Consider the following 18,118-nt stretch of genomic DNA (forward strand, 5'->3'; position numbering starts at 1 on the left):
GCAGCCGTCATCGGGGAGGTCGCCGTGGCACCGCCGGACTTTCACAGCGTCGAAGGGGGCGAGGAGCCCGGCAACGGCACGCTCGTCGTCCGGTTCCCAGGGGCTCCGTCCCAGGTGGCGAGGGTGCGGGGGCTGGTGACGGCGGCGCTCGGCCGCGACCATCCGCTGTACGACGACTGCGTGCTGCTCACCAGCGAGCTGGCCACGAACGCGATCCTGCACTCCCGCTCCGGCGAGGGCGGCTGGTTCACGGTGTCGGTGCTCTCCGCGGGGCCCCTGGTGCGGGTGCTGGTGAAGGACGGGGGGTCGAGCGGGGCGCCGTGCGCGTGCCGTACCGGGCCGCAGGCGACCAGCGGGCGCGGACTGCCGCTGCTCGATGCGCTCAGCCACCGGTGGGGGGTCGTCCGCGAGAGCGGCGCGACGGCCGTGTGGTTCGAGATGCGCATGGTGACGGTCCCCGCGCAACGGTCCGCTGAGGCGGTCTGACCTGCGGTCATGCGATAACCGATATGGAGATGTTCTCGATATCGATATTAGACATCACCTGATCAGATCTGCTGTGCTCCTCTCCTCTGTTGGACGAGAGCAAGGACATGGCATGCGAAACCCCCGCGCCCGCCGCTTCCCGGCCGCGCTGCAAGCGGCCGCGCTGACGATCTCCCTCATCGGCGGCGGCGTCTATGGGACGGGCACCGCCTCGGCCGCGACAAAGGCGGTGAGTGACCTACGGGACGCCTCAAGCGCCCAGAAGGAGCTGCGCGCGCTTGAGGCGTCTTTCAAGGGCCGCATCGGCGCGTACGCCCTGGACACGGGCACAGGGAAGACGATCGCCTACCGATCGGGTGAACGCTTCCCGCTGCTGTCCACCTTCAAGGCGATGATCTCCGCCGCCGCGCTGCACAAGGCCCGCACCTCGGACCCGGGGCTGATGGAGCGGGTCGTGCACTGGACGGCCGACGACCTGAAGTCGAATTCGCCGGTGACCGAGAAGCACGTGGCGGACGGGCTGACCGTCGCCGAGTTGTGCAAGGCCGCGATCACCTACAGCGACAACACCGCCGGCAACATGGTGCTGAAGCAGATCGGCGGGCCGGCGGGCCTGACCCGCTACTTCCGTACGCTGAAGGACCCGATCTCCCGCCTGGACCGCTGGGAGACCGAGCTCAACGACTGGACCCCCAAGGAGCGGCGGGACACCACCACTCCCGCGTCCATCGCCCGCGACCTCCGGAAGGTCACGACCGGTGACGCGCTCGACGCCAAGGACCGGGCGACCCTGAACGGCTGGCTGAAGGCGAACACCACCGGCGGCGCCCGCATCCGCGCCGGCCTGCCCAAGACCTGGACGATCGGCGACAAGACCGGCACCGGCTCGACGTACGGGACGGCCAACGACATCGCGGTCATCTGGCCGGCCAAGGATGCCGCCCCCATCATCATGGCGATCTACACCAACCGCCCGGCCGCCGACGCCGCCAACGACGAGAAGGTCGTCGCCGGCACCGCCACCATCCTCGCCCGCGGCCTGGGCAGACTTCCGTAACGCGGTCAGACGTCGAGACGGCACAGGCCCTCGGCGAGGGCCTTGGTCGTGAGGCGGGTGCGGCTGTCGCAGCCCAGCTTGGCGAAGATGTGCTCCAGATGGGTCGTCACGGTGCGGACGCTGAGCACCAGGGCGGCGGCGATCTGCGGGTTGGAGTCGCCGGCCGCGACCCGGGTGAGCACGTCCACCTCCCTGCCGGTCAGCTCGTACGGCAGGGAGCACGGGCGTTCGGCCACCACCGCGCCCTGGAGCGAGCCCTGGAAGCCGACGCCGGCCCGCACCACCCGCACCTCGTGCCAGCGACCGGCTCGGTCGAGCCAGAGGCCGCGGCGGCTCAGCTCGCGCGAGTCGATGAAGGCCCGGGCGAGTCCCGCGATGGCCGGTTCGTCCCACAGGGCGGCGGACTTCGCGACGCCGGGGACCTCGCGCCGGACGCCCAGCCGGTCGAAGGCGGCCGCGAGGAACCCCGGCGGCAGCCCCACCGGATCGATCACGCACCGGGTCAGGTCCGTGACGTGCGCCAGCATGGGCGCCACCGCCGCCACCAGCGGGCCGGTGAGCTCGGGGAACGCCTCCCTGGCCGCCAGGTGCAGCAGGCCCGTGTAACGTCCGTCGGCCAGGAACAGCGGCGCGGTCAGCCCGGCGCGCCACCCGTATGGGGCGAGATGACGGCGGAAATAGCGCTCGGTGCCCGGCTCGGGCATCGGCACCGGCGCCCGCGTGGCCATCGCCGTGCGATAGGCGTCGAGCCCGGCGTACTCCTCCGCGGCGTCGCCGTCGATGCGCCGGTGGCCGTCGGAGACGACGCTGTGGTGCCGCCCGCTGGCCGGGTCGAACGCGACGAACTCGTAGGCGTCCACCGGGACCACCCGGCGCAGCGCGGCCATCGCGCCGCGCGCGCCACCGCCGCCCGCCGCCTGGTAGCCGACCTCGGCGAACGCCTGCAACTGGCGGACGTTCAGGGTGATCTCGGCCACGGTTCTTTATATCAGTGCGCGAACTCGCGCACCGAGACCGCCTGACCACGCCCTGGCACTCCGGAACATTTACCGAGCGCCGTGATCGGCGCGGATGCTAAGGTCGCGGGCATGCAGCGCGCTTACGTCACGACGACGCCGGACACGGTCCCGGCGCGCTGATTCCATGCTCCCCGGGCGAACGCCCGGGGTTTCTGGTCGTTCGCCCTTTCCCGCGAAGGACGATCATGAACGACCACCGCAGGCTCGGCCGTGAGCTGGGCATCTTCGACACCGACCCGATGATCGGCTCCGGGCTGCCGTTCTGGCTGCCGGCCGGCTCGGCGATCCGCAAGGCCGTCGAGGACTACGTGTACGAGCTCGAACGCCGCCACGGCTACCAGCACGTCAACTCGCCCGTGCTGGGCAAGCGCGAGCTGTACGAGAGATCCGGCCACTGGGCGCACTACGGCGACGACATGTTCCCGGTCATGGAGGTGGGCGGGGAGGAGTTCGTGCTGCGGCCGAGCCTGTGCCCGCACCACGCGCTCATCTACCGCTCACGTCCGCGCAGCCACCGCGACCTGCCGCTGCGCCTGGCCGAGCTGGGCGGCATGTACCGCTCGGAGCTGTCGGGCGTGCTGGGCGGCCTGACCAGGGTGCGGGCCATCCAGCTCAACGACGGTCACGTCTTCTGCGCACCGCAGGACGCCGCCGCCGAGGTGTCGGCCGCGCTCGACCTCATCGAGGCCGCGCACGCCCAGCTCGGCATCGAGGCCGTCCGCTACCGGCTCTCGCTGCGGGGCGAGGGCGGCAAGTACGTCGACGACCCGGCCCTGTGGGCCGAGTCGGAGTCGATCCTGCGCGAGGTGCTGCGCGAGCGGGGCCGCGCGTACGACGAGGAGCGGGGCGAGGCCGCCTTCTACGGCCCGAAGATCGACATCCAGATCGCCGACCCACTGGGCCGCGAGGCGACCCTGTCGACCGTTCAGGTGGATCTCTACCAGCCCGGCCGCTTCGACCTCTCGCACGCGGGCGGCGGGCGTCCGGTCATGGTCCACCGCAGCGTCGTGGGCGGCCTGGAACGGCTGGTCGCGCACCTGATCGAGGTGCACGGCGGGGCGTTCCCCGCCTGGCTGGCGCCGGTGCAGGCCGTCGTGCTGCCCCTCACCGACGCCGAGTTGCCGGCTGCCAGGGAGCTGGTACGGAGCGGCGTCGCGGCCGGGCTGCGGGCCGAGCTGTCCGCGCCGGACAAGGGCAGCCTCGGGGCCCGGATCAGGGCGCATCGGCTGGTGCCGTACCAGCTCGTCGTGGGCCCGCGCGAGGCGGCGGGCGGTGAGGCGTCGGTGCGGTTGCGCGACGGCAGCCAGGCGGGCGCGCTGCCCGTCGCCGAGCTGGCCGCTCGATGCCGTCCGGAATTCTGACCGAAGATCGCGAGGGGTCTTCCCAGCCGTGTAAAGGGCTCGTAAAGTCCCCTCAAGCGCGCTGTCAGGGAGGACCACTTGACCGAACTGAGCGACCGTGACGCGGAGCTGGTGTCGGCCCACGAGCAAGAGCGTCCGGCTCGGCAGCTGACCGGCGTGCTGCGGCTCGGCGTGTGGATCGTCGGCGGGCTGCTGTCGGTCTACTCGCTGGTGGTGGTGTTCAGGCCGGTCGAGGCGCTGGAGCATCGGCTGACGTTCCTGGCGGTGGCGCTGCCGCTGGTGTTCCTCTGCTATCGCTCGGGGATCTCGTCGCGTCGCGAAGCCGTCGATCGGCCCGGGGTGGGTGACTGGGCGCTGGCGGCGGCTTCGCTCGCGGTGCTCGTCTATCCGCTGCTCGACATCGACGCGTTCCGCGACCGGGGGTCGGGTTCGGCGCTGACCGAGCTCGACATCGTGGCCGGCCTGGTGCTGACCGTGCTGCTCCTGGAGGCGGTCCGCCGCACGGTCGGCTGGTCACTCACCATCATCTGCCTGCTTTTCCTGATTTATGCCTATTTTGGCGCGTATCTGCCGATTGGCTGGACGATCGGTCATCGGGGCTTCGATCTCGGGCAGATCGTGTCGCAGCTCTACACGGGCACCGAGGGCTTCTTCGGTGTCCCCATGCAGGTCGCCGCCAGCTACATCATCCTTTTCACGATTTATGGTGCGGTGCTGGATTATTCGGGCGCGAGTAAGTTCTTCATCGACCTGAGTTTCGCCGCCTTCCGCAAGTCCCGGGCCGCCCCCGGCCGTACGGTCACCACCGCGGGCTTCCTGCTCGGCACCGTCTCCGGATCGGGCGTGGCCACCACGGTCAGCCTCGGCAGTGTCGCCTGGCCGGTGCTCCGGCGGGCCGGCTACCCCAAGGAGGCGGCCGGCGGCATCCTCGCCTCGGGCGGCATCGGCGCGATCCTCTCACCGCCCACGCTCGGCGCGGCGGCGTTCATCATCGCCGAGTATCTCAAGGTCAGCTACCTTGAGGTGCTCATCTACGCGACAATCCCCACGATCCTGTACTACCTGGGCATCTTCCTGGCCATCGAGATCGACTCGCGCCGCTTCGGCACCCACGCCGTCCCGGTGGACGCGCCGAAGGCGGGCCGGCTGCTGCTGCGCTTCGGCTACCACTTCAGCTCGCTCGTCCTCATCATCGTGCTGATGGCGCTGGACCGGTCGGCGTTCCAGTCGGTGGTGATCGCCACCGCCGTCGCGTTCGTCCTGTCCTTCCTCGATCCCGAGCACCGGATGGGGCCGAAGCGGACCGCGCAGGCGCTGGCCAAGGGCACGCTGGAGGTGCTGCCGGTGACGGCGGTGTGCGCGGCGGCGGGCATCATCGTCGGCGTCATCACCCAGACCGGGCTCGGGCTCAACCTCAGCGGGATCATCGTGGACGTCGCCGCGGGCAACCTCATCCTGACGACGGTCATGTCCGGGGTCGCGGTCATGCTGCTCGGCCTGGCCGTACCGGTGACCGCGAGCTTCATCATCGCGGCGGTGATCATCGGCCCGGCGCTCACCACGCTCGGCGTCACGCCCGCCGAGGCGTACATGTTCGTCTTCTACTACGCGGTGCTGTCGGAGGTGAGCCCGCCGACCGCGCTGTCGGCCGTCGCGGCGGCTGCCATCACCGGCGGCAACACCTACAAGACGATGATGATGACCTGGCGCTACACGCTGCCCGCGTTCCTGGTGCCGTTCGCGTTCGTGCTCACGCCCAACGGCCAGGCGCTGCTCGGCCAGGGACCCTTCGGCACCGTGCTGCTGATGACCGCGGTCTCGGCCGTCGCGGTGGCCGCCCTGGCCATGGCCACCGGCGGGGTGACCGGGTGGCCCGAACGGCTGCTGGCCGCCGCGGCCGCCGTGTTGCTGCTGTTCCTCGAACCCGTCCCCATCGTCGCGGGCCTGGCCGTCCTGGCCGTCGCGGCGGCCGTGCACCTCATCAGGAGAAGGAGAGTCCCAGCGTGAAGCGGATTCTTGCGGTACTCGCCGCGACGGCACTGGCCGCCGGGGTGGCCGCCTGCGCCAGCGTGAGCGGCTCGGGCCACCGGCTGTCGATCGCCACGGGCGGCACGACCGGCGTCTACTACGTGTACGGCGGGGGCCTGGCCAAACAGCTGACCGACAACATCGCCAACACCCAGGCCACCGCGTCCGTCACCTCCGGCTCCGTCGAGAACATCAAGCTGCTGGCCGGCGGCAAGGCCGACATCGGTTTCTCGCAGACCGACACCGCCACCGACGCCGTCAACGGGACCGGGTCCTTCACCGCCAAACAGCCGATCAAGGCCATCGCCCGCATCTACGACAACTACGCCCATGTCGTCGTCGCCCCCGGCCTCAACGCGAGCAAGGTCGCCGATCTGGCGGGCAAGCGGGTCTCGATCGGCCCGCCCAACTCGGGCACCCAGGTCCTGGCCAGGCGCCTGCTGGAGGCGGCCGGGCTGAACCCCGACTCCGGCATCTCCAAGCAGCAGCTGTCCATCAACGAGTCGGTGCAGGCCGTCAAGGATGGCACGATCGACGCCTTCATCTGGGTCGGCGGGCTGCCCACGGCCGGCATCGTGGACCTGGCCACCAGCAAGCCGGACATCAAGCTGCTCGACACCACCGACGTGCTCGGGCCGATGCAGGCCAAGTACGGCAAGGAGTACGTCGGGCTCGACATCGACATGTCCCTCTACAAGCTGCCGGGCACCATCAAGACGGTCGGGGTGGCCAACGTGCTGCTCGTGCCGGACAAGATGGACGAACAGCTCGCGTACGACATCACCAAGACGCTGTTCGAGAAGAAGGCCCAGCTCGCGGCCGTGCACCCCGAGGCGGCCAAGCTCGACCTCAAGATCGGCCAGCAGGTGGAGCCGGTGGCCCTGCACCCGGGCGCGGCCCGCTACTACAAGGAGAAAGGCTGACTACAGCCAGTCCTTCTTCTTGAACACCACGTACAGCGCGACGGAGGCAACGGCCACCAGCGACGATGACAGCCAGACGCCCCAGGGCTGACCTTCGCCCGGATAGGGCACGTTCATGCCGTAGAAGCCGGTGATCGCGGTCGGCACCGCGATGATCGCCGCCCAGCTGGTGACCCGCTTCATGATCTCGTTCAGCCGGAACCCCTGCTGGGCGAGGCGGGTCTCCCGCATGTTGGCCAGCAGGTCGCGCAGCGACTCCGTCCACTCCGTCACGCGCACCACGTGGTCGTAGACGTCCTCGTAGTAGGGCGCCATCACCGGGTCGGCGATCAGCTCCTGGTCGCGGCGGAGCAGGCCGCCGACCACCTCGCGCATCGGCATGGTGATCTTGCGGAAGCTCGCCATGTTCTTCCGCAGGTCGTACATGGTGCGCTGCAGGTGCCTGCCGTCGATCGGGGCCTCCTCGAACAGCAGGTCCTCCAGGTTCTCCACCCTGCCGTCGAACTCCTGGACGAGGTCGTACTGCTCGTCGACCACATAGTCGAGCAGACCGTGCAGCAGGAACGCCACGCCGTGCCCGGCCAGCCGCTTGCCGGCGTCCCAGCGCTTGAGCACCTCGCCGATGTCGAAGTGGTCGCTCTCGCGGACGGTGACCAGGGCGTTCTTCGTCACGAAGGCGTTGACCTCGACCGGGTCGAGCCGCCCGTCGTCGAAGTGCACCCCGTACACGGTGAGGAACAGGTGATTCTGGTAGATGTCCACTTTGGGGCGCTGGTGGTCGGACAGCACGTCCTCGACCGCGAGCTCGTGCAGGCCGAGCTCCTCGCCGACGGCGGCGAGGTCCTCCGGCGTCGGCGAGCACAGGTCGAACCAGACGGTGTTGGCCTCGTCGTCCACGTAGTCGGAGACTTCCTCGATCGGGAAGCCCTCCTTCTCCAGGACACCGTTCCTGTACAGGCGGGTATGCACTAGACGAGTTTGGCAAAGCGTCGCGCGTTGCGCACAGCCGCTCCCCCGACATCGTTGTTGAAGTAGACGTAGGCGTCGCCCCAACCGGCTTCCCCGACCCGCCTGGCCCAGGTCTTCAGCGACGTGTCGCCGTACGACGGAAAGGGGGTGGCCCTGCCTTCGTGCAGCCGCACGTATCCCCAGCCGGCGGTGCGCCAGAACGGGTTCTGCGGCCTGCCGAGGCGGTCGGCCCAGCACAGAGCGGCGTCGCGGGCCGCCAGGATCTCGCGGACCTCGTCCGTCCACCACGACGGATGCCTGGGCTCGACCGCGACGCGCACGTGCTTCGGGAAGCAGTCCAGGCAGCGGGCGAGCCGGTCCGGATCGGCCTTCAGGGTCGGCGGGAGCTGGACGAGGATCGGGCCGAGCTTGTCCTTGAGCGCCGAGGCGGCGTTCATCAGCCGCTCCACCGGTTCGGCCGGATCGGCCAGCCGCTTGATGTGGGTGAGGAACCTGCTCGCCTTGACGGCCATCACGAACCCGTCTGGCGTGCGGTCCCGCCAGCCGGCGAAGGACTCGGGTGAGGGCAGGCGGTAGAAGGCGTTGTTGCTCTCGACGGTGCCGAACGACTCGGCGTAGGTCTCCAGCCAGAGACGCTGCGGGACCTCCTGCGGATAGAGGATGCCGCGCCAGTCCTTGTACTGCCACCCGGACGTGCCCACCAGCGTCGCCATGCCCGTGCGCCTACCCCGTGAACGCGCCCCTATCCCTGGGCTCAGTCGACCTCGGCGCTGCCGTCCACCCGCAGCTTGCGCCGGGCCCGCTCGTAGAACGTCGTCCCCAGGCGCACCACCATGGCCGCGCCCGGCAGGGCGGCCACCGTGATGCGGTCACCGGGACACAGATGCCCCAGCACCGCCCCGTCCACCTCCACCGCCAGCCGCCCGCTCGACGGCAGCAGCTCCAGCGTCACGTCCTCGTCGGCGGGCAGGACCAGCGCCCGGTTGAACGAGGAGTGAGCGGCGGCGGGCACGACCAGCAGCCCTTCCACCCGCGGCGACACGATCGGCCCGCCCGCGGCGAAGCTGTAGGCGGTGGACCCGGTGGTCGTGGCCACGATCACGGCGTCGGCCGCGTAGCGCACGAACGGATCACCCTCCGGCATGACGCTCACCGCGGCCATGCCGTCGCCCGGGATGCGCACCAGCGCGATGTCGTTGAACGCGATCAGCTCCGCGCCCCCGTCGAGCTTGGTCCGCACGGCCATGCGCGGCTCGACGGTGTAGCGGTGGTCGTCGATGGCGGACAGGGTCGCGGGCAACTCCTCGACGTCGATCTCGGCCAGGAACCCCAGCCGCCCCAGGTTCACCCCGAGCACCGGCGTGGGCCGTCCGGCGATGAGCCGCATGGTGCGCAGCATCGTCCCGTCTCCGCCGAGACTCACCAGCAGGTCGGCCCGCTCGACCAGCATGTCGGCGTCGACCGCCACGGCGCTGCAGTCGATGCGGCCGACCTCCTCGGGCAGCCCCATGACGGTGGCTCCCTTGCCGGCGGCCCAGCTCAGGATGGTGTCGATCGCCTCTTTGGAGTCGCGCCTGGGATGCAACACCAGCCCGACCGTACCGACCATGCCCATGTGGCCAGCTTATGGGTGGCCTCGGATCAGCCTTGACGCGCCTGTTCACGGAGGGGCATCATCTACCTCAATCTGAGATCGATCTCACATGGTGGAGTGGACCACGCTGGTGCGGCCCCGGATCTCGGTGGTCGTGCAGTCCGCCTACGACATGGGACGGGCCGCCGCCGACCAGCTGTTCGCGCAGATCTCCGGCTCTTCGGGGGCCGTACGAGGCCGGCGCACCGTGATCCCGACCCGGTTCCTCGACCGGGACAGCGTGCGCTCCCTCGGATAGCCGGTCCCGTCAGACGATGTTGAGCTCGGGCCTGGCCCCGGCCAGGACGAAGCGGCTCGCGTCGAAGGCGGTGACGTCGACGAACGGCGCCCGTTCCAGGTAGAGGTCGCGGACCACCTCTCCGACGGCCGGGCTCATCAGGAAGCCGTGGCCGGAGAAGCCGGTGGCGTAGATGAACCTGTCGACGTTCGGGGCGGTCCCGATGAGCGCGTTGTGGTCCGGCGTGTCTTCGTACAGGCCGGCCCAGCCGGTGGCGATGCCCGTCTCCATCAGCGCCGGGGCGCGGCGGGCCATGGCCTCGCCCAGCCGCGGCAGCCAGGCGTCGGACCGGTCGAACTTGAACCCCGGCGTCTCGTCCGGATCGGACATGCCCAGGAGCAGGCCGGGACCTTCCCGGTGGAAGTAGAACGTGGTGCCGAAGTCGATGGTGAACGTCATGGGCGGCAGGTCGGGGACCGGCTCGGTGATCAGGATCTGCCTGCGCAGCGGGCTCACCGGCAGGTCGACGCCCACCCACGCGCCTATGGGGCTCGACCAGGCGCCGGCCGCGCAGATCACGGTGTCGGTCTCGATCCGGCCGCCCTCGGTGTGGACGGCTACGATGCGGCCGTCCACCGTCTCGATGCCGGTCGCGGCGCAGTTGGGCAGCAACCGGGCGCCGAGCCGGCGGGCCGCGCCCGCGTAGCCGAGCACCACGGATTCGGGGGTGCAGTGGCCGTCGGTGGGCGAGTAGGCGGCGGCGAGCAGCCCGTCGGTGTCGATCAGCGGCGACAGCTCCGCGGCCTCGCGCACCGAGATCATCCGGCTGGGCACACCCAGGTCGTTCTGGACCGCGACGTTCTTCTCGAACTCCGCGACGGACTCGGGCGAGTCGAGCAGGAACAGGTAGCCCACCTGGTGCAGGTCGATCTCCTGCCCGAAGCGGCCGGCGAAGGTCTCGAACGTCTCAAGGCTGCGTACGGCGAGCTCGATGTTGACCCGGTCGGAGAACTGGGCGCGCACTCCCCCGGCGGCCTTCGAGGTCGAACCGGAGCCCAGCGGCCCCTTGTCGACCAGGACCACGTCGGTGACCCCGGACGCGGCCAGCGCGTAGGCCGAGCTGACGCCCATGGCGCCGCCCCCGATGATGACCGCTGAGGCCCGCGCGGGCAGCTCGCGTCCGGTTTCGTTCATTGACCGGTTCCTCCTTCGACAAGTCTAGGATCGCCGAACGCGCGGAGCGGGAGGAAGCGGTCGAGCACGGTCATCTGTGGGCGTAGCCGAAGAGCTTCTTACGCTGCCGTGATCGACGAAGGACCACTCCCTACCCGAAGACCTCGCTGGCCGAGGCCACCGAGGACCAGGTGCGGGAGCTGCTCGTGGAGGTCAGGCGGGACGGGATCGAGCAGCCTGCGCAGGCGGGCCGGCCCACGCGCGCGGCGACCTGCTCCAGCGCCTCGTCGGTATCCAAGCGAGCGCTGAGATGTATGTCCTGTCGCTTCATCTGAGCTCCTCCCAGGTCGGGCAGAGGGCCCCTTCATGGGCAAGTTGCTCGCGGGCCTTGGCCAGTGCCGGGACGCGCGGGTCGTCGAGCCGGATCTGCGGCAGCGACACGGCGCTCCTCCAGAGGGGGCGAGGCTGGTCAGCGGGCGTTGTCCCCGGCGGCCGCGACGGCGCGTTCAGCAGCGCGGGCCGGTCGTCGGTGGCGAGCTTGCCGCTGATCTTCTCCTCGAAGATCTTCAGGCAGATCGGATTCAGGCGGCTCGTGCCCCGGCCCGGTCGCGAGCGGCGATGGTGCCGAATGTGCGCGCGTTGTCTGCCGCACGTCTCGGTTTGTCGACGGCCGCCCCCGTCGGTTGCGGCCGTGACACGACCATGACACGGCGCGGACGAGGCGGGGACACGGCTGGCCGACAGTGGACAGGGTCGGCCGGCGGGCGAGTTACGGAGCGCGCTGCGAAGCGACCCGGCCGCCCGCATCGGGACGACGCTGTACGGCGTGGCCCCGGCGCCTCGACGTCGCCCTCATCGAGCAGAGCGAGACGAACCAGCCGGAGGTTGTGCCCGTCCGTCGGACAGAAAGTCACGGCGAAGGTGATCACGAAAAGGAGAAGACGTGGCTGATGACAGGCAATGGGACCGGCGTTCGCTACTGCGGGGCGCCGCCGTGCTGGCCGGTGCCGCCGCGGTCGCGCCGCTGGGCAACGCGGCCACGGCGGCCACCGCGTTAGCCGGCGGCGGTGACGCCGACGCGCTGTTCAAAGCCGGCAAGTTCGAGCAGGCCGGCCGGGCGTACGAGGAGATCCTGAAGACAGACCCCACGAACCTGCGGGCGGCCCGCCAGCGCGGCTATGTGGGGCTGCTGTCCAACCGGTTCCCCGAGGCTGAAAAGTACCTCAGGATGGCCCTCCATCTGGCGCCCGACGACAAGGACACCAACTACTTCCTGGCTGACTGCTACATGCGGCAGGACAAATTCGCCCTGTCCGCACCATGCTGGCAGGCGGCCGGCGACGCCAGCTACGCCAAGTGGTTCGCGGCGATCAGCGGCGAGGCGTATCAGATCCACGGCGACACCGCGCGGGTGGAGTTCAAGCAGATGGACCCGTTTCCCCTGGTGGAAGCCTCGCTCAATGGCGGACCGGCGAGGCGCCTCCTGCCCTACACCGGCGCCCCGAATCTGAACCTGCGCGGGTCGGTGGCCAAGGAGGCCGGGCTGAGCCCCGTTTTCAGCGAGGAGGCGGATTTCGGGCAGGGCACCGTATGGGCGCACTACGGGATACTGGACTCCTTCAAGCTGGGCGACATCGAACTGCGCAACATCCCTGTCGGCTGGTCGGAGACCGAATCGGGCGAAGACGTCGACACTGACAGCGACGGCCTGATCGGCACGTGGGTGTTCTACCACCTGCTGACCACCTTCGACTACGCGGGCCGGTCGCTGATCCTGCGCCGCCCGACCCCCGCGGCGGCCGGCAAGGCACGCGCCGCCGCCAAACGGGCGGGCGCCGAGCCCCTGCCGCTGTGGCTGGCCCGTGAGCACCAGCTGCACAGCCTGGGCAGCATCGCCGGCATCGCCGACTCCGGCCCACGGGTGGTGGGCGTGAACTTCGGCGGAATCGGGGAGATCGTCGCGGGTATGCACGGGGACACGGCCAAGCAGTTGCAGATCCGCACCGACTACAACCGCCCGGTCGAGACTGCTGCCCACAACCACCCAGTCGTCGCCTACCCCTGCTACCCGAAGGAGATCCGCCTCGGCGACGCCGTAGCCAAGGACGTCTACTGCTTCACGAACCCACAAGCCGCGCTCGCCCCCTTCGGGTTCGACCTGCTGGCCCACTTCGCCCACTGCTTCTGGAAGCCCTACAACATCACCCTCGACTTCACCGACATGAACCTCTACATCGCCCGCGGCGCGGCCGCCTGATCACCGCGACCTCATCCTCCAGGGCCTCCCGGGAGCCCGTCAGGCGCGGTCGAGACGCTGGTACAGGCCGTACACGAAACGAGCTCGATAGTCCGTGCCCTCGTGCACGAAGTCGACCACCCAATGATGCGGAGCCGACCCCTCGCCCTGGGCGGCCCCGGGGAAGCTCGCGGCGACGTCGGCGACCACGCACCCCCACGGCACCAGGTCCGCGAAGGCCAGCGCCTTGTCGCCGTGGGGACGGACGAACCACTGGTTCCACACCGCGCCATCAGGCCCGAGCAGGACCTCGAACTCCAGGTCCGGCCAGGACGGCAGCGCCCAGCGAGCCACGTCGCAGGTCAGGCTCCCGATCATGGTCTTGCCCTGGTACGGGGGCGGGCCGAGCACCGTCCGCAACCCGGCCAGCCCTTTGCGAGTCCGCACGGAGTGGGCCAGCTTCGTCCATTGGGTGTGGGCGGCGCGCAGCTCGGCCCGGGACGCGCCCATCTCGATGAGCGCGTCCTCCACCCGCTCGGCGTTGAGATCACGCATCCGATGCATCAAGGTCAGCTCGAACTGACGAACCCCGAATCCCATAACCGCAAGCCTGTCACGAAGTCCTGCGTCTCAGGGCCAGGTAGAGGGCGGCCGAGATGAGGAAGCCCACCTCGAAGGCGATGTCACCGACCGCCGGGACCTGCTGGGGGATCAGGCCGACGTACTGCTGCTGGTTGGAGAAGAGCCAGACCGACACGACGACCCCGACGATCATCGCGATCGGGCCCGCCCAGTTGGTGTGCCGCTTGTCGAACAGCACCTGAGGGGGCTCCCCGCCGCGGCGCAGGAACAGATCCGTCAGCACCACGCCCAGCCACGGGCCGATCCAGTAGGCGATGACCAGGAGGAACGCCTCGTACTTGTGCCCGGCGTCGGCCAGCCCGGACAGCGCCACGGTGAAGCCGATCGCCCCGCAGGCCAGGGCCATGATGGCTCTGCGGAGGTGCAGCGGAAGCCGTAACCCCAGCGCGAGCAGCGACATCGCGCCCGAGTAGACGTTGAGCGCGTTGGCCGCCACCGCACCGAGAGCGATCGCGAGCAGGGTCAGGCCGGCCACCGGGCCGGGCAGGTGCTGGGTGAACGCGGTGGTGGGCTGGCCGAGCGGGTCACCTCCGCCGATGGTCACGGAGGCCGCGCCGACAGTCTGCAGGATCACGCAGGAGAGGAACACGCCGAGCCCGGCCGAGAGGCCGACCGCCCGGCGAGAGGAGCCTGGCGGCAGGTAGCGGGTGTAGTCGGCGGCGTACGGGTTCCAGCCGGCGGCGTAGCCGAAGGAGGCGCCGACGGCCAGCAGGAAGCCGCCCGTGCCACCGCCCTCGCCCGCGTAACCCAGGTCGGCCTGGGACACGATGATGACCGAGGTGACGAGCAGGATCACGGCGAGCACGGGGAAGGCGAAGCGTTCGAAGGCCTGGACGAGGTTGTGGCCGAAGAAGCCGAGCGCCACCATGGCCGTGACGGCGATGGCCAGGCAGAGCCAGGCGGGCAGGCCGGTCAGCGTGTTGAGGGCGAGCGCGGCGCTGACGCTGTTGACCGCGAACCAGCCGATCCCGGCGGCCACCGAGTTGAACGCGGCAGGCAGGATGTTGCCCCAGTAGCCGAAAGGAAGCCGTCCGAGCACCATCTGCGGCACTCCTGAGGCCGGGCCCTGGGCCGACAGGATGCCGTGCGTGATCGCGCCGAGGCCGCTGCCCACGGCGCAGGCCAGGACCGCCTGCCAGAAGCTGAGCTTGAAGGCGGCCACGGCGAGCACGCCGAGGAAGATCGTGGCGAATTCCAGGTTCGGCGACATCCAGGTCCATAACAGGCCTGAGGGCTTGCCGTGCCGCTCCGACAGGGGGATGAACTCCAACCCGCCCGGCTCGATCGCGGCGACTTTGTCGCCGTAGGTCCCTTCGCGTACGACGGTCATAGCGTGATCGCCCTCAGCTTCTCCATGAGGTAGTCGGATGCGATGACAGGCTCGGCGTCACCGGTGAACGGCACCACCTCGGTGAGAGGGTTGCACTCGTAGAAGTAGATGAGCGACACCAGCTCCTCATCGGGGGCCGACGGGTCGGGCGGCAGGACGCGGTGGCGGGTCGAGCGCCAGCGCTCACCGGTCCAGCGGGCCAGCAGGTCGCCGATGTTGATCGTGAGGGCGTCCGGCACGTAGGGGGCGTCGATCCACTCGCCGTCGAGGGTGAAGACCTGGAGGCCGCCGACGCCGAGCTGACGGTCCAGGATCGTGACGGTGCCGAAGTCGGTGTGCGGGCCGATCCTGAACTGGCCCGGCTCGGGCGGCCCGATCTGCGACAGCGGCGGGTAGCGGTTGATGTTCATGGTGAAGGTCGGGTGGTCGGCCCTCGATGTGAAGAAGTCGTCCTCGACGCCGAGGGCCCGCGCGCAGATCAGCAGCAGCCGGTCGGCGAGCGCGCGCATCTGGGCCAGGTACGCGGTGACCAGCGACTCCAGCTCGGGCACCTCGGGGGGCCACACGTTCTGGAGGAACCATTCACGGTCGATGCGTGGGTGGCCGATCGGCTGGTCGGCGCCGACCGCGAAGGTCTCCTTCAGATCCGGTGGGGTGGGCGTGCCTTCGGCGTAGCCGTTGGCCTCCACGCCTGGTGGCAGCCAGCCCCGCTCTCCCACGGTGGCCGCGTACCGCTCCTTGACCTCCCCCGGGAGGGCGAAGAAGCGTTTGGCCGCCCGCCGGACGTCGGAGCGGAGTTCGGCCGGGACGCCGTGGCCGGTGATCAGCAGGAATCCGAACTCGCGGAGGGCAGCGTCCACCCGCTCCGGCACGGACTCGCCTTGAAGGTCGATGACGGGGATCATGTGCCGATGTCCTCATTCCACAGTGCGGGGTTGGCGGCGATGAAGGCGGTCATGAGGTCGACGCATTCCTGGGAGTCGAGCACCACCACGTCCACGCCGTGCCGGGCGAGCCACTCGTGCTGGCCCATGAAGGTCCGGCACTCCCCCACGACGAGATGCGAGATGCCGAACTGACGGATCAGCCCGCTGCAGTACCAGCAGGGCGACAGTGTGGTCACCATGGTCGTACCCCGGTAGGTGGGCTGCCGGCCGGCGTCGCGGAACGCGGCGGTCTCCCCGTGCACCGACGGGTCGCCGTCCTGGACCCTGCGGTTGCGTCCACGGCCCAGCAGCGTGCCGTCCGCCGCGAACAACGCCGCTCCCACGGGGACGCCGCCTTCGGCGAATCCCTTCCTTGCCTCTTCTAGCGCTACTTCCAGCATGTTCCGACTATCCCCTCAGGCGGGTGACGGTCACCGTGATTTCCTGACGGCTTTCCCGCGGGCCCTGGTAGACGCCCTTCAGGGGAGGGACGTCGGAGTAGTCGCGGCCACGGGCCACCACGACGTGGGCCTCACCGACCGGGGAGCCGTTCGTGGGATCGAGGGGGAGCCACTCCCCCGCCCAGTACTCCACCCAGGCGTGGCTCTGCCCCTCCACCGGCTCGCCGATCTCGGCGTCGGGCTTGGGATGGAGGTAGCCGGAGACATAGCGGGCGGGCAGGCCGGCGGCGCGGAGCATGCCGACGGTCAGGTGGGCCATGTCCTGGCAGACACCCTTGCCCTGGTCCCACGCCTCCTGCCCGGAGGTCCGCACGCCGGTCGAGCCCGGCATGTAGGCCACGCGGGCGGCGACCACCGCGCAGATCGCCTCGGCGCCCTCATGCGGGTCGCGCCCGCTCGCCTGTACCGTGGCGAGCTCGGCCAGCTCATCGCTGACGGAGGTCGCGGGGGTACACCCGAGCAGCTCGCTCATGGACGGGTCGGGCGTCCCGGCAACGAACCGGGGCCTGCGGGGCCCGTTCGTCTCCACCCGGCTGACCGCCTCGACCGACAGCGAACGGTGCGGATGGGACACGTCGAAGGCGCTCACCGTCGTGCCCCAGTAGTCCTGGTAGGTGTAGATGTGGGCGGCGGGCTGTACGACGATGCGGCTCGACAGCACACCGGTCGCCGGCGTCATCCGCACCTCGTTGAAGGAGGACCGCGCCTCGTCGGCGTACTCCATCAGAGTCACGTGACGGACCATCAGGCGCCAACCCATGCCAGCTCCTCCCTCTGCTGGAAGAACCGCTCGCCGATCGCCTCACAAGCGGACGCGCACGCCTCCTGCAGGGTGACGAGCAGCTCGGGCACCCGGTCCTGCAACTGGGCGAGATCCGTGTACTGCAGGCCGGTGCGTACCCGGCCGATCGCCGCCAGCGCGGGATCGGCGACTCCGGCTCTGACCCTGGCGGGCGTCAGGGCCTGCAGGCATTTCTCCGCCGTCAGCAGCGAGTAGAGGACCGAGCGCGGGAACAGGTTGTCCAGCAGCAGGAACTCCAGGGCGTGGTCGGCGTGGGCGCCGTGCGTGCGGGTGAAGGACTCGTCGGCACCGCTGGCCTGCAGCAGCAGCCGCCGGTCTCCGGGCAGGTGTACGGCCAGCAGCCTGGTCGTCATGTCCACCCGCTCCAGGCTCCGGCCCAGCACGATGAACCGCCAGCAGTCGTCCCTGCTCATCGTCGCGTCGGCCAGCCCGAAGAACAGCGCGGCCCGCTCGCGGACGAATGCCAGGTAGCCGTGCGGCGCGACCGTCGGGAGACGGCGGAGCTGGTGCCAGGTGACGTTGAGACATTCCCACGCCTCACTGGAGATCACCTCTCGCACGCCACGGGCGCTGTCCCTGGCCGCTCTGACCGACGCGGCGATCGAGGCGGGTTCGTCCAGGTCGTAGGCGAGCCGCCGGATCATCAGGGTGGCGCTCAACGGCTCAGGCTGCAGGATGCCGAGAGTGGCGCAGATGGAGCGGCACGTCTCGGGCTCGTCCAGCATGCGGTGCGCGGACACATCGAGGATCCGGGCGGTGTCGTCGGCGCGTTCGATGTAGCGTCCGATCCAGTACAGGGTCTCGGCGATGCGGCTGAGCAACGGGCGGGTCATC

The 18,118-nt window shown here is 69.9% G+C and carries 19 protein-coding genes; 7 read left to right on the plus strand and 12 right to left on the minus strand.

Translation table 11 applies throughout. The annotated features are described in order from the left end of the window. Positions 1-24 precede the first annotated feature (24 nt). Together ACGFNP_RS07645 and bla are read left to right on the plus strand one after the other, a co-directional pair. Entirely contained in the window at positions 25-486 is a 462-nt protein-coding gene (locus tag ACGFNP_RS07645) for an ATP-binding protein (RefSeq protein WP_358318809.1), read from the plus strand. 112 nt (positions 487-598) lie between these two features. Beyond that, the gene (gene bla, locus ACGFNP_RS07650) at positions 599-1,543 is read left to right on the plus strand and encodes a class A beta-lactamase (protein WP_358318808.1); all 945 of its coding nucleotides are present in this window, start codon (positions 599-601) and stop codon (positions 1,541-1,543) included. Between the two features lie 5 nt (positions 1,544-1,548). Here bla and ACGFNP_RS07655 read toward each other — a convergent pair whose 3' ends face one another. Beyond that, complete coding sequence (locus ACGFNP_RS07655) at positions 1,549-2,520, minus strand: LuxR C-terminal-related transcriptional regulator (RefSeq protein WP_358318807.1); 972 nt, start codon at positions 2,518-2,520, stop codon at positions 1,549-1,551. 227 nt (positions 2,521-2,747) lie between these two features. On the opposite strand from ACGFNP_RS07655, the gene thrS reads away from it, so the two are divergent. The 3 genes from thrS (at position 2,748) to ACGFNP_RS07670 (ending at position 6,874) form a co-directional block, all read left to right on the plus strand. Beyond that, positions 2,748-3,923, plus strand: coding sequence for a threonine--tRNA ligase (thrS, locus tag ACGFNP_RS07660; RefSeq protein ID WP_393315991.1), 1,176 nt, complete (start codon positions 2,748-2,750; stop codon positions 3,921-3,923). Between the two features lie 78 nt (positions 3,924-4,001). Continuing rightward, complete coding sequence (locus tag ACGFNP_RS07665) at positions 4,002-5,930, plus strand: TRAP transporter fused permease subunit (protein WP_358318805.1); 1,929 nt, start codon at positions 4,002-4,004, stop codon at positions 5,928-5,930. Then, positions 5,927-6,874 carry a TAXI family TRAP transporter solute-binding subunit gene (locus ACGFNP_RS07670; RefSeq protein ID WP_393315994.1) on the plus strand — a complete coding sequence of 316 codons (948 nt, stop codon included), beginning with the start codon at positions 5,927-5,929 and terminating at the stop codon, positions 6,872-6,874. The genes ACGFNP_RS07665 and ACGFNP_RS07670 overlap by 4 nt, the downstream gene beginning before the upstream one ends. Here the strand turns inward: ACGFNP_RS07670 and ACGFNP_RS07675 are convergent, their stop codons facing one another. The 3 genes from ACGFNP_RS07675 to ACGFNP_RS07685 are packed head-to-tail and all read right to left on the minus strand — an operon-like array spanning position 6,875 to position 9,458. After that, positions 6,875-7,843: a magnesium transporter CorA family protein gene (locus ACGFNP_RS07675; RefSeq protein WP_393315997.1), complete on the minus strand. Its 969-nt coding sequence runs from the start codon at positions 7,841-7,843 to the stop codon at positions 6,875-6,877. It lies immediately after the preceding gene. Beyond that, positions 7,843-8,556: a DUF72 domain-containing protein gene (locus ACGFNP_RS07680; RefSeq protein ID WP_393316000.1), complete on the minus strand. Its 714-nt coding sequence runs from the start codon at positions 8,554-8,556 to the stop codon at positions 7,843-7,845. Before ACGFNP_RS07680 ends, ACGFNP_RS07675 begins: the two co-directional genes overlap by 1 nt. 41 nt (positions 8,557-8,597) lie before the next feature. Continuing rightward, positions 8,598-9,458 (minus strand): NAD(+)/NADH kinase, encoded by an 861-nt coding sequence (locus tag ACGFNP_RS07685; RefSeq protein ID WP_393316003.1) that lies wholly within the window; start codon positions 9,456-9,458, stop codon positions 8,598-8,600. A gap of 88 nt (positions 9,459-9,546) precedes the next feature. Here ACGFNP_RS07685 and ACGFNP_RS07690 point away from each other — a divergent pair, with 88 nt between their 5' ends. Then, complete coding sequence (locus ACGFNP_RS07690; RefSeq protein WP_358318800.1) at positions 9,547-9,735, plus strand: substrate-binding domain-containing protein; 189 nt, start codon at positions 9,547-9,549, stop codon at positions 9,733-9,735. A 9-nt stretch (positions 9,736-9,744) separates the two neighbouring features. Here the strand turns inward: ACGFNP_RS07690 and ACGFNP_RS07695 are convergent, their stop codons facing one another. Next, complete coding sequence (locus ACGFNP_RS07695) at positions 9,745-10,908, minus strand: NAD(P)/FAD-dependent oxidoreductase (protein WP_393316006.1); 1,164 nt, start codon at positions 10,906-10,908, stop codon at positions 9,745-9,747. 130 nt (positions 10,909-11,038) lie between these two features. Beyond that, entirely contained in the window at positions 11,039-11,218 is a 180-nt protein-coding gene (locus ACGFNP_RS07700) for a hypothetical protein (protein WP_393316009.1), read from the minus strand. A 612-nt stretch (positions 11,219-11,830) separates the two neighbouring features. Here ACGFNP_RS07700 and ACGFNP_RS07705 point away from each other — a divergent pair. Beyond that, positions 11,831-13,144: a tetratricopeptide repeat protein gene (locus ACGFNP_RS07705; RefSeq protein ID WP_358318797.1), complete on the plus strand. Its 1,314-nt coding sequence runs from the start codon at positions 11,831-11,833 to the stop codon at positions 13,142-13,144. A gap of 39 nt (positions 13,145-13,183) precedes the next feature. Here the strand turns inward: ACGFNP_RS07705 and ACGFNP_RS07710 are convergent, their stop codons facing one another. The 6 genes from ACGFNP_RS07710 to ACGFNP_RS07735 are packed head-to-tail and all read right to left on the minus strand — an operon-like array spanning position 13,184 to position 18,117. Continuing rightward, a complete protein-coding gene (locus tag ACGFNP_RS07710) occupies positions 13,184-13,678 on the minus strand; it encodes a hypothetical protein (RefSeq protein WP_358318796.1) in 495 nt (164 codons plus the stop codon). Between the two features lie 58 nt (positions 13,679-13,736). Then, positions 13,737-15,095 carry a cytosine permease gene (locus ACGFNP_RS07715; protein WP_358318795.1) on the minus strand — a complete coding sequence of 453 codons (1,359 nt, stop codon included), beginning with the start codon at positions 15,093-15,095 and terminating at the stop codon, positions 13,737-13,739. Beyond that, a complete protein-coding gene (locus ACGFNP_RS07720; protein ID WP_358318794.1) occupies positions 15,092-16,000 on the minus strand; it encodes a 2-oxoglutarate and iron-dependent oxygenase domain-containing protein in 909 nt (302 codons plus the stop codon). The genes ACGFNP_RS07715 and ACGFNP_RS07720 overlap by 4 nt, the downstream gene beginning before the upstream one ends. After that, entirely contained in the window at positions 15,997-16,422 is a 426-nt protein-coding gene (locus ACGFNP_RS07725) for a nucleoside deaminase (RefSeq protein ID WP_358318793.1), read from the minus strand. The genes ACGFNP_RS07720 and ACGFNP_RS07725 overlap by 4 nt, the downstream gene beginning before the upstream one ends. A 7-nt stretch (positions 16,423-16,429) precedes the next feature. Beyond that, positions 16,430-17,215, minus strand: coding sequence for a transglutaminase domain-containing protein (locus ACGFNP_RS07730; protein WP_393316015.1), 786 nt, complete (start codon positions 17,213-17,215; stop codon positions 16,430-16,432). 11 nt (positions 17,216-17,226) lie between these two features. After that, positions 17,227-18,117 (minus strand): alpha-E domain-containing protein, encoded by an 891-nt coding sequence (locus ACGFNP_RS07735; protein WP_358318791.1) that lies wholly within the window; start codon positions 18,115-18,117, stop codon positions 17,227-17,229. Between the last annotated feature and the right edge of the window lies 1 nt (position 18,118).

It is taken from the genome of Nonomuraea sp. NPDC049269, from assembly GCF_043197155.1.
In the GTDB taxonomy this organism is placed as follows: Bacteria; Actinomycetota; Actinomycetes; order Streptosporangiales; family Streptosporangiaceae; genus Nonomuraea.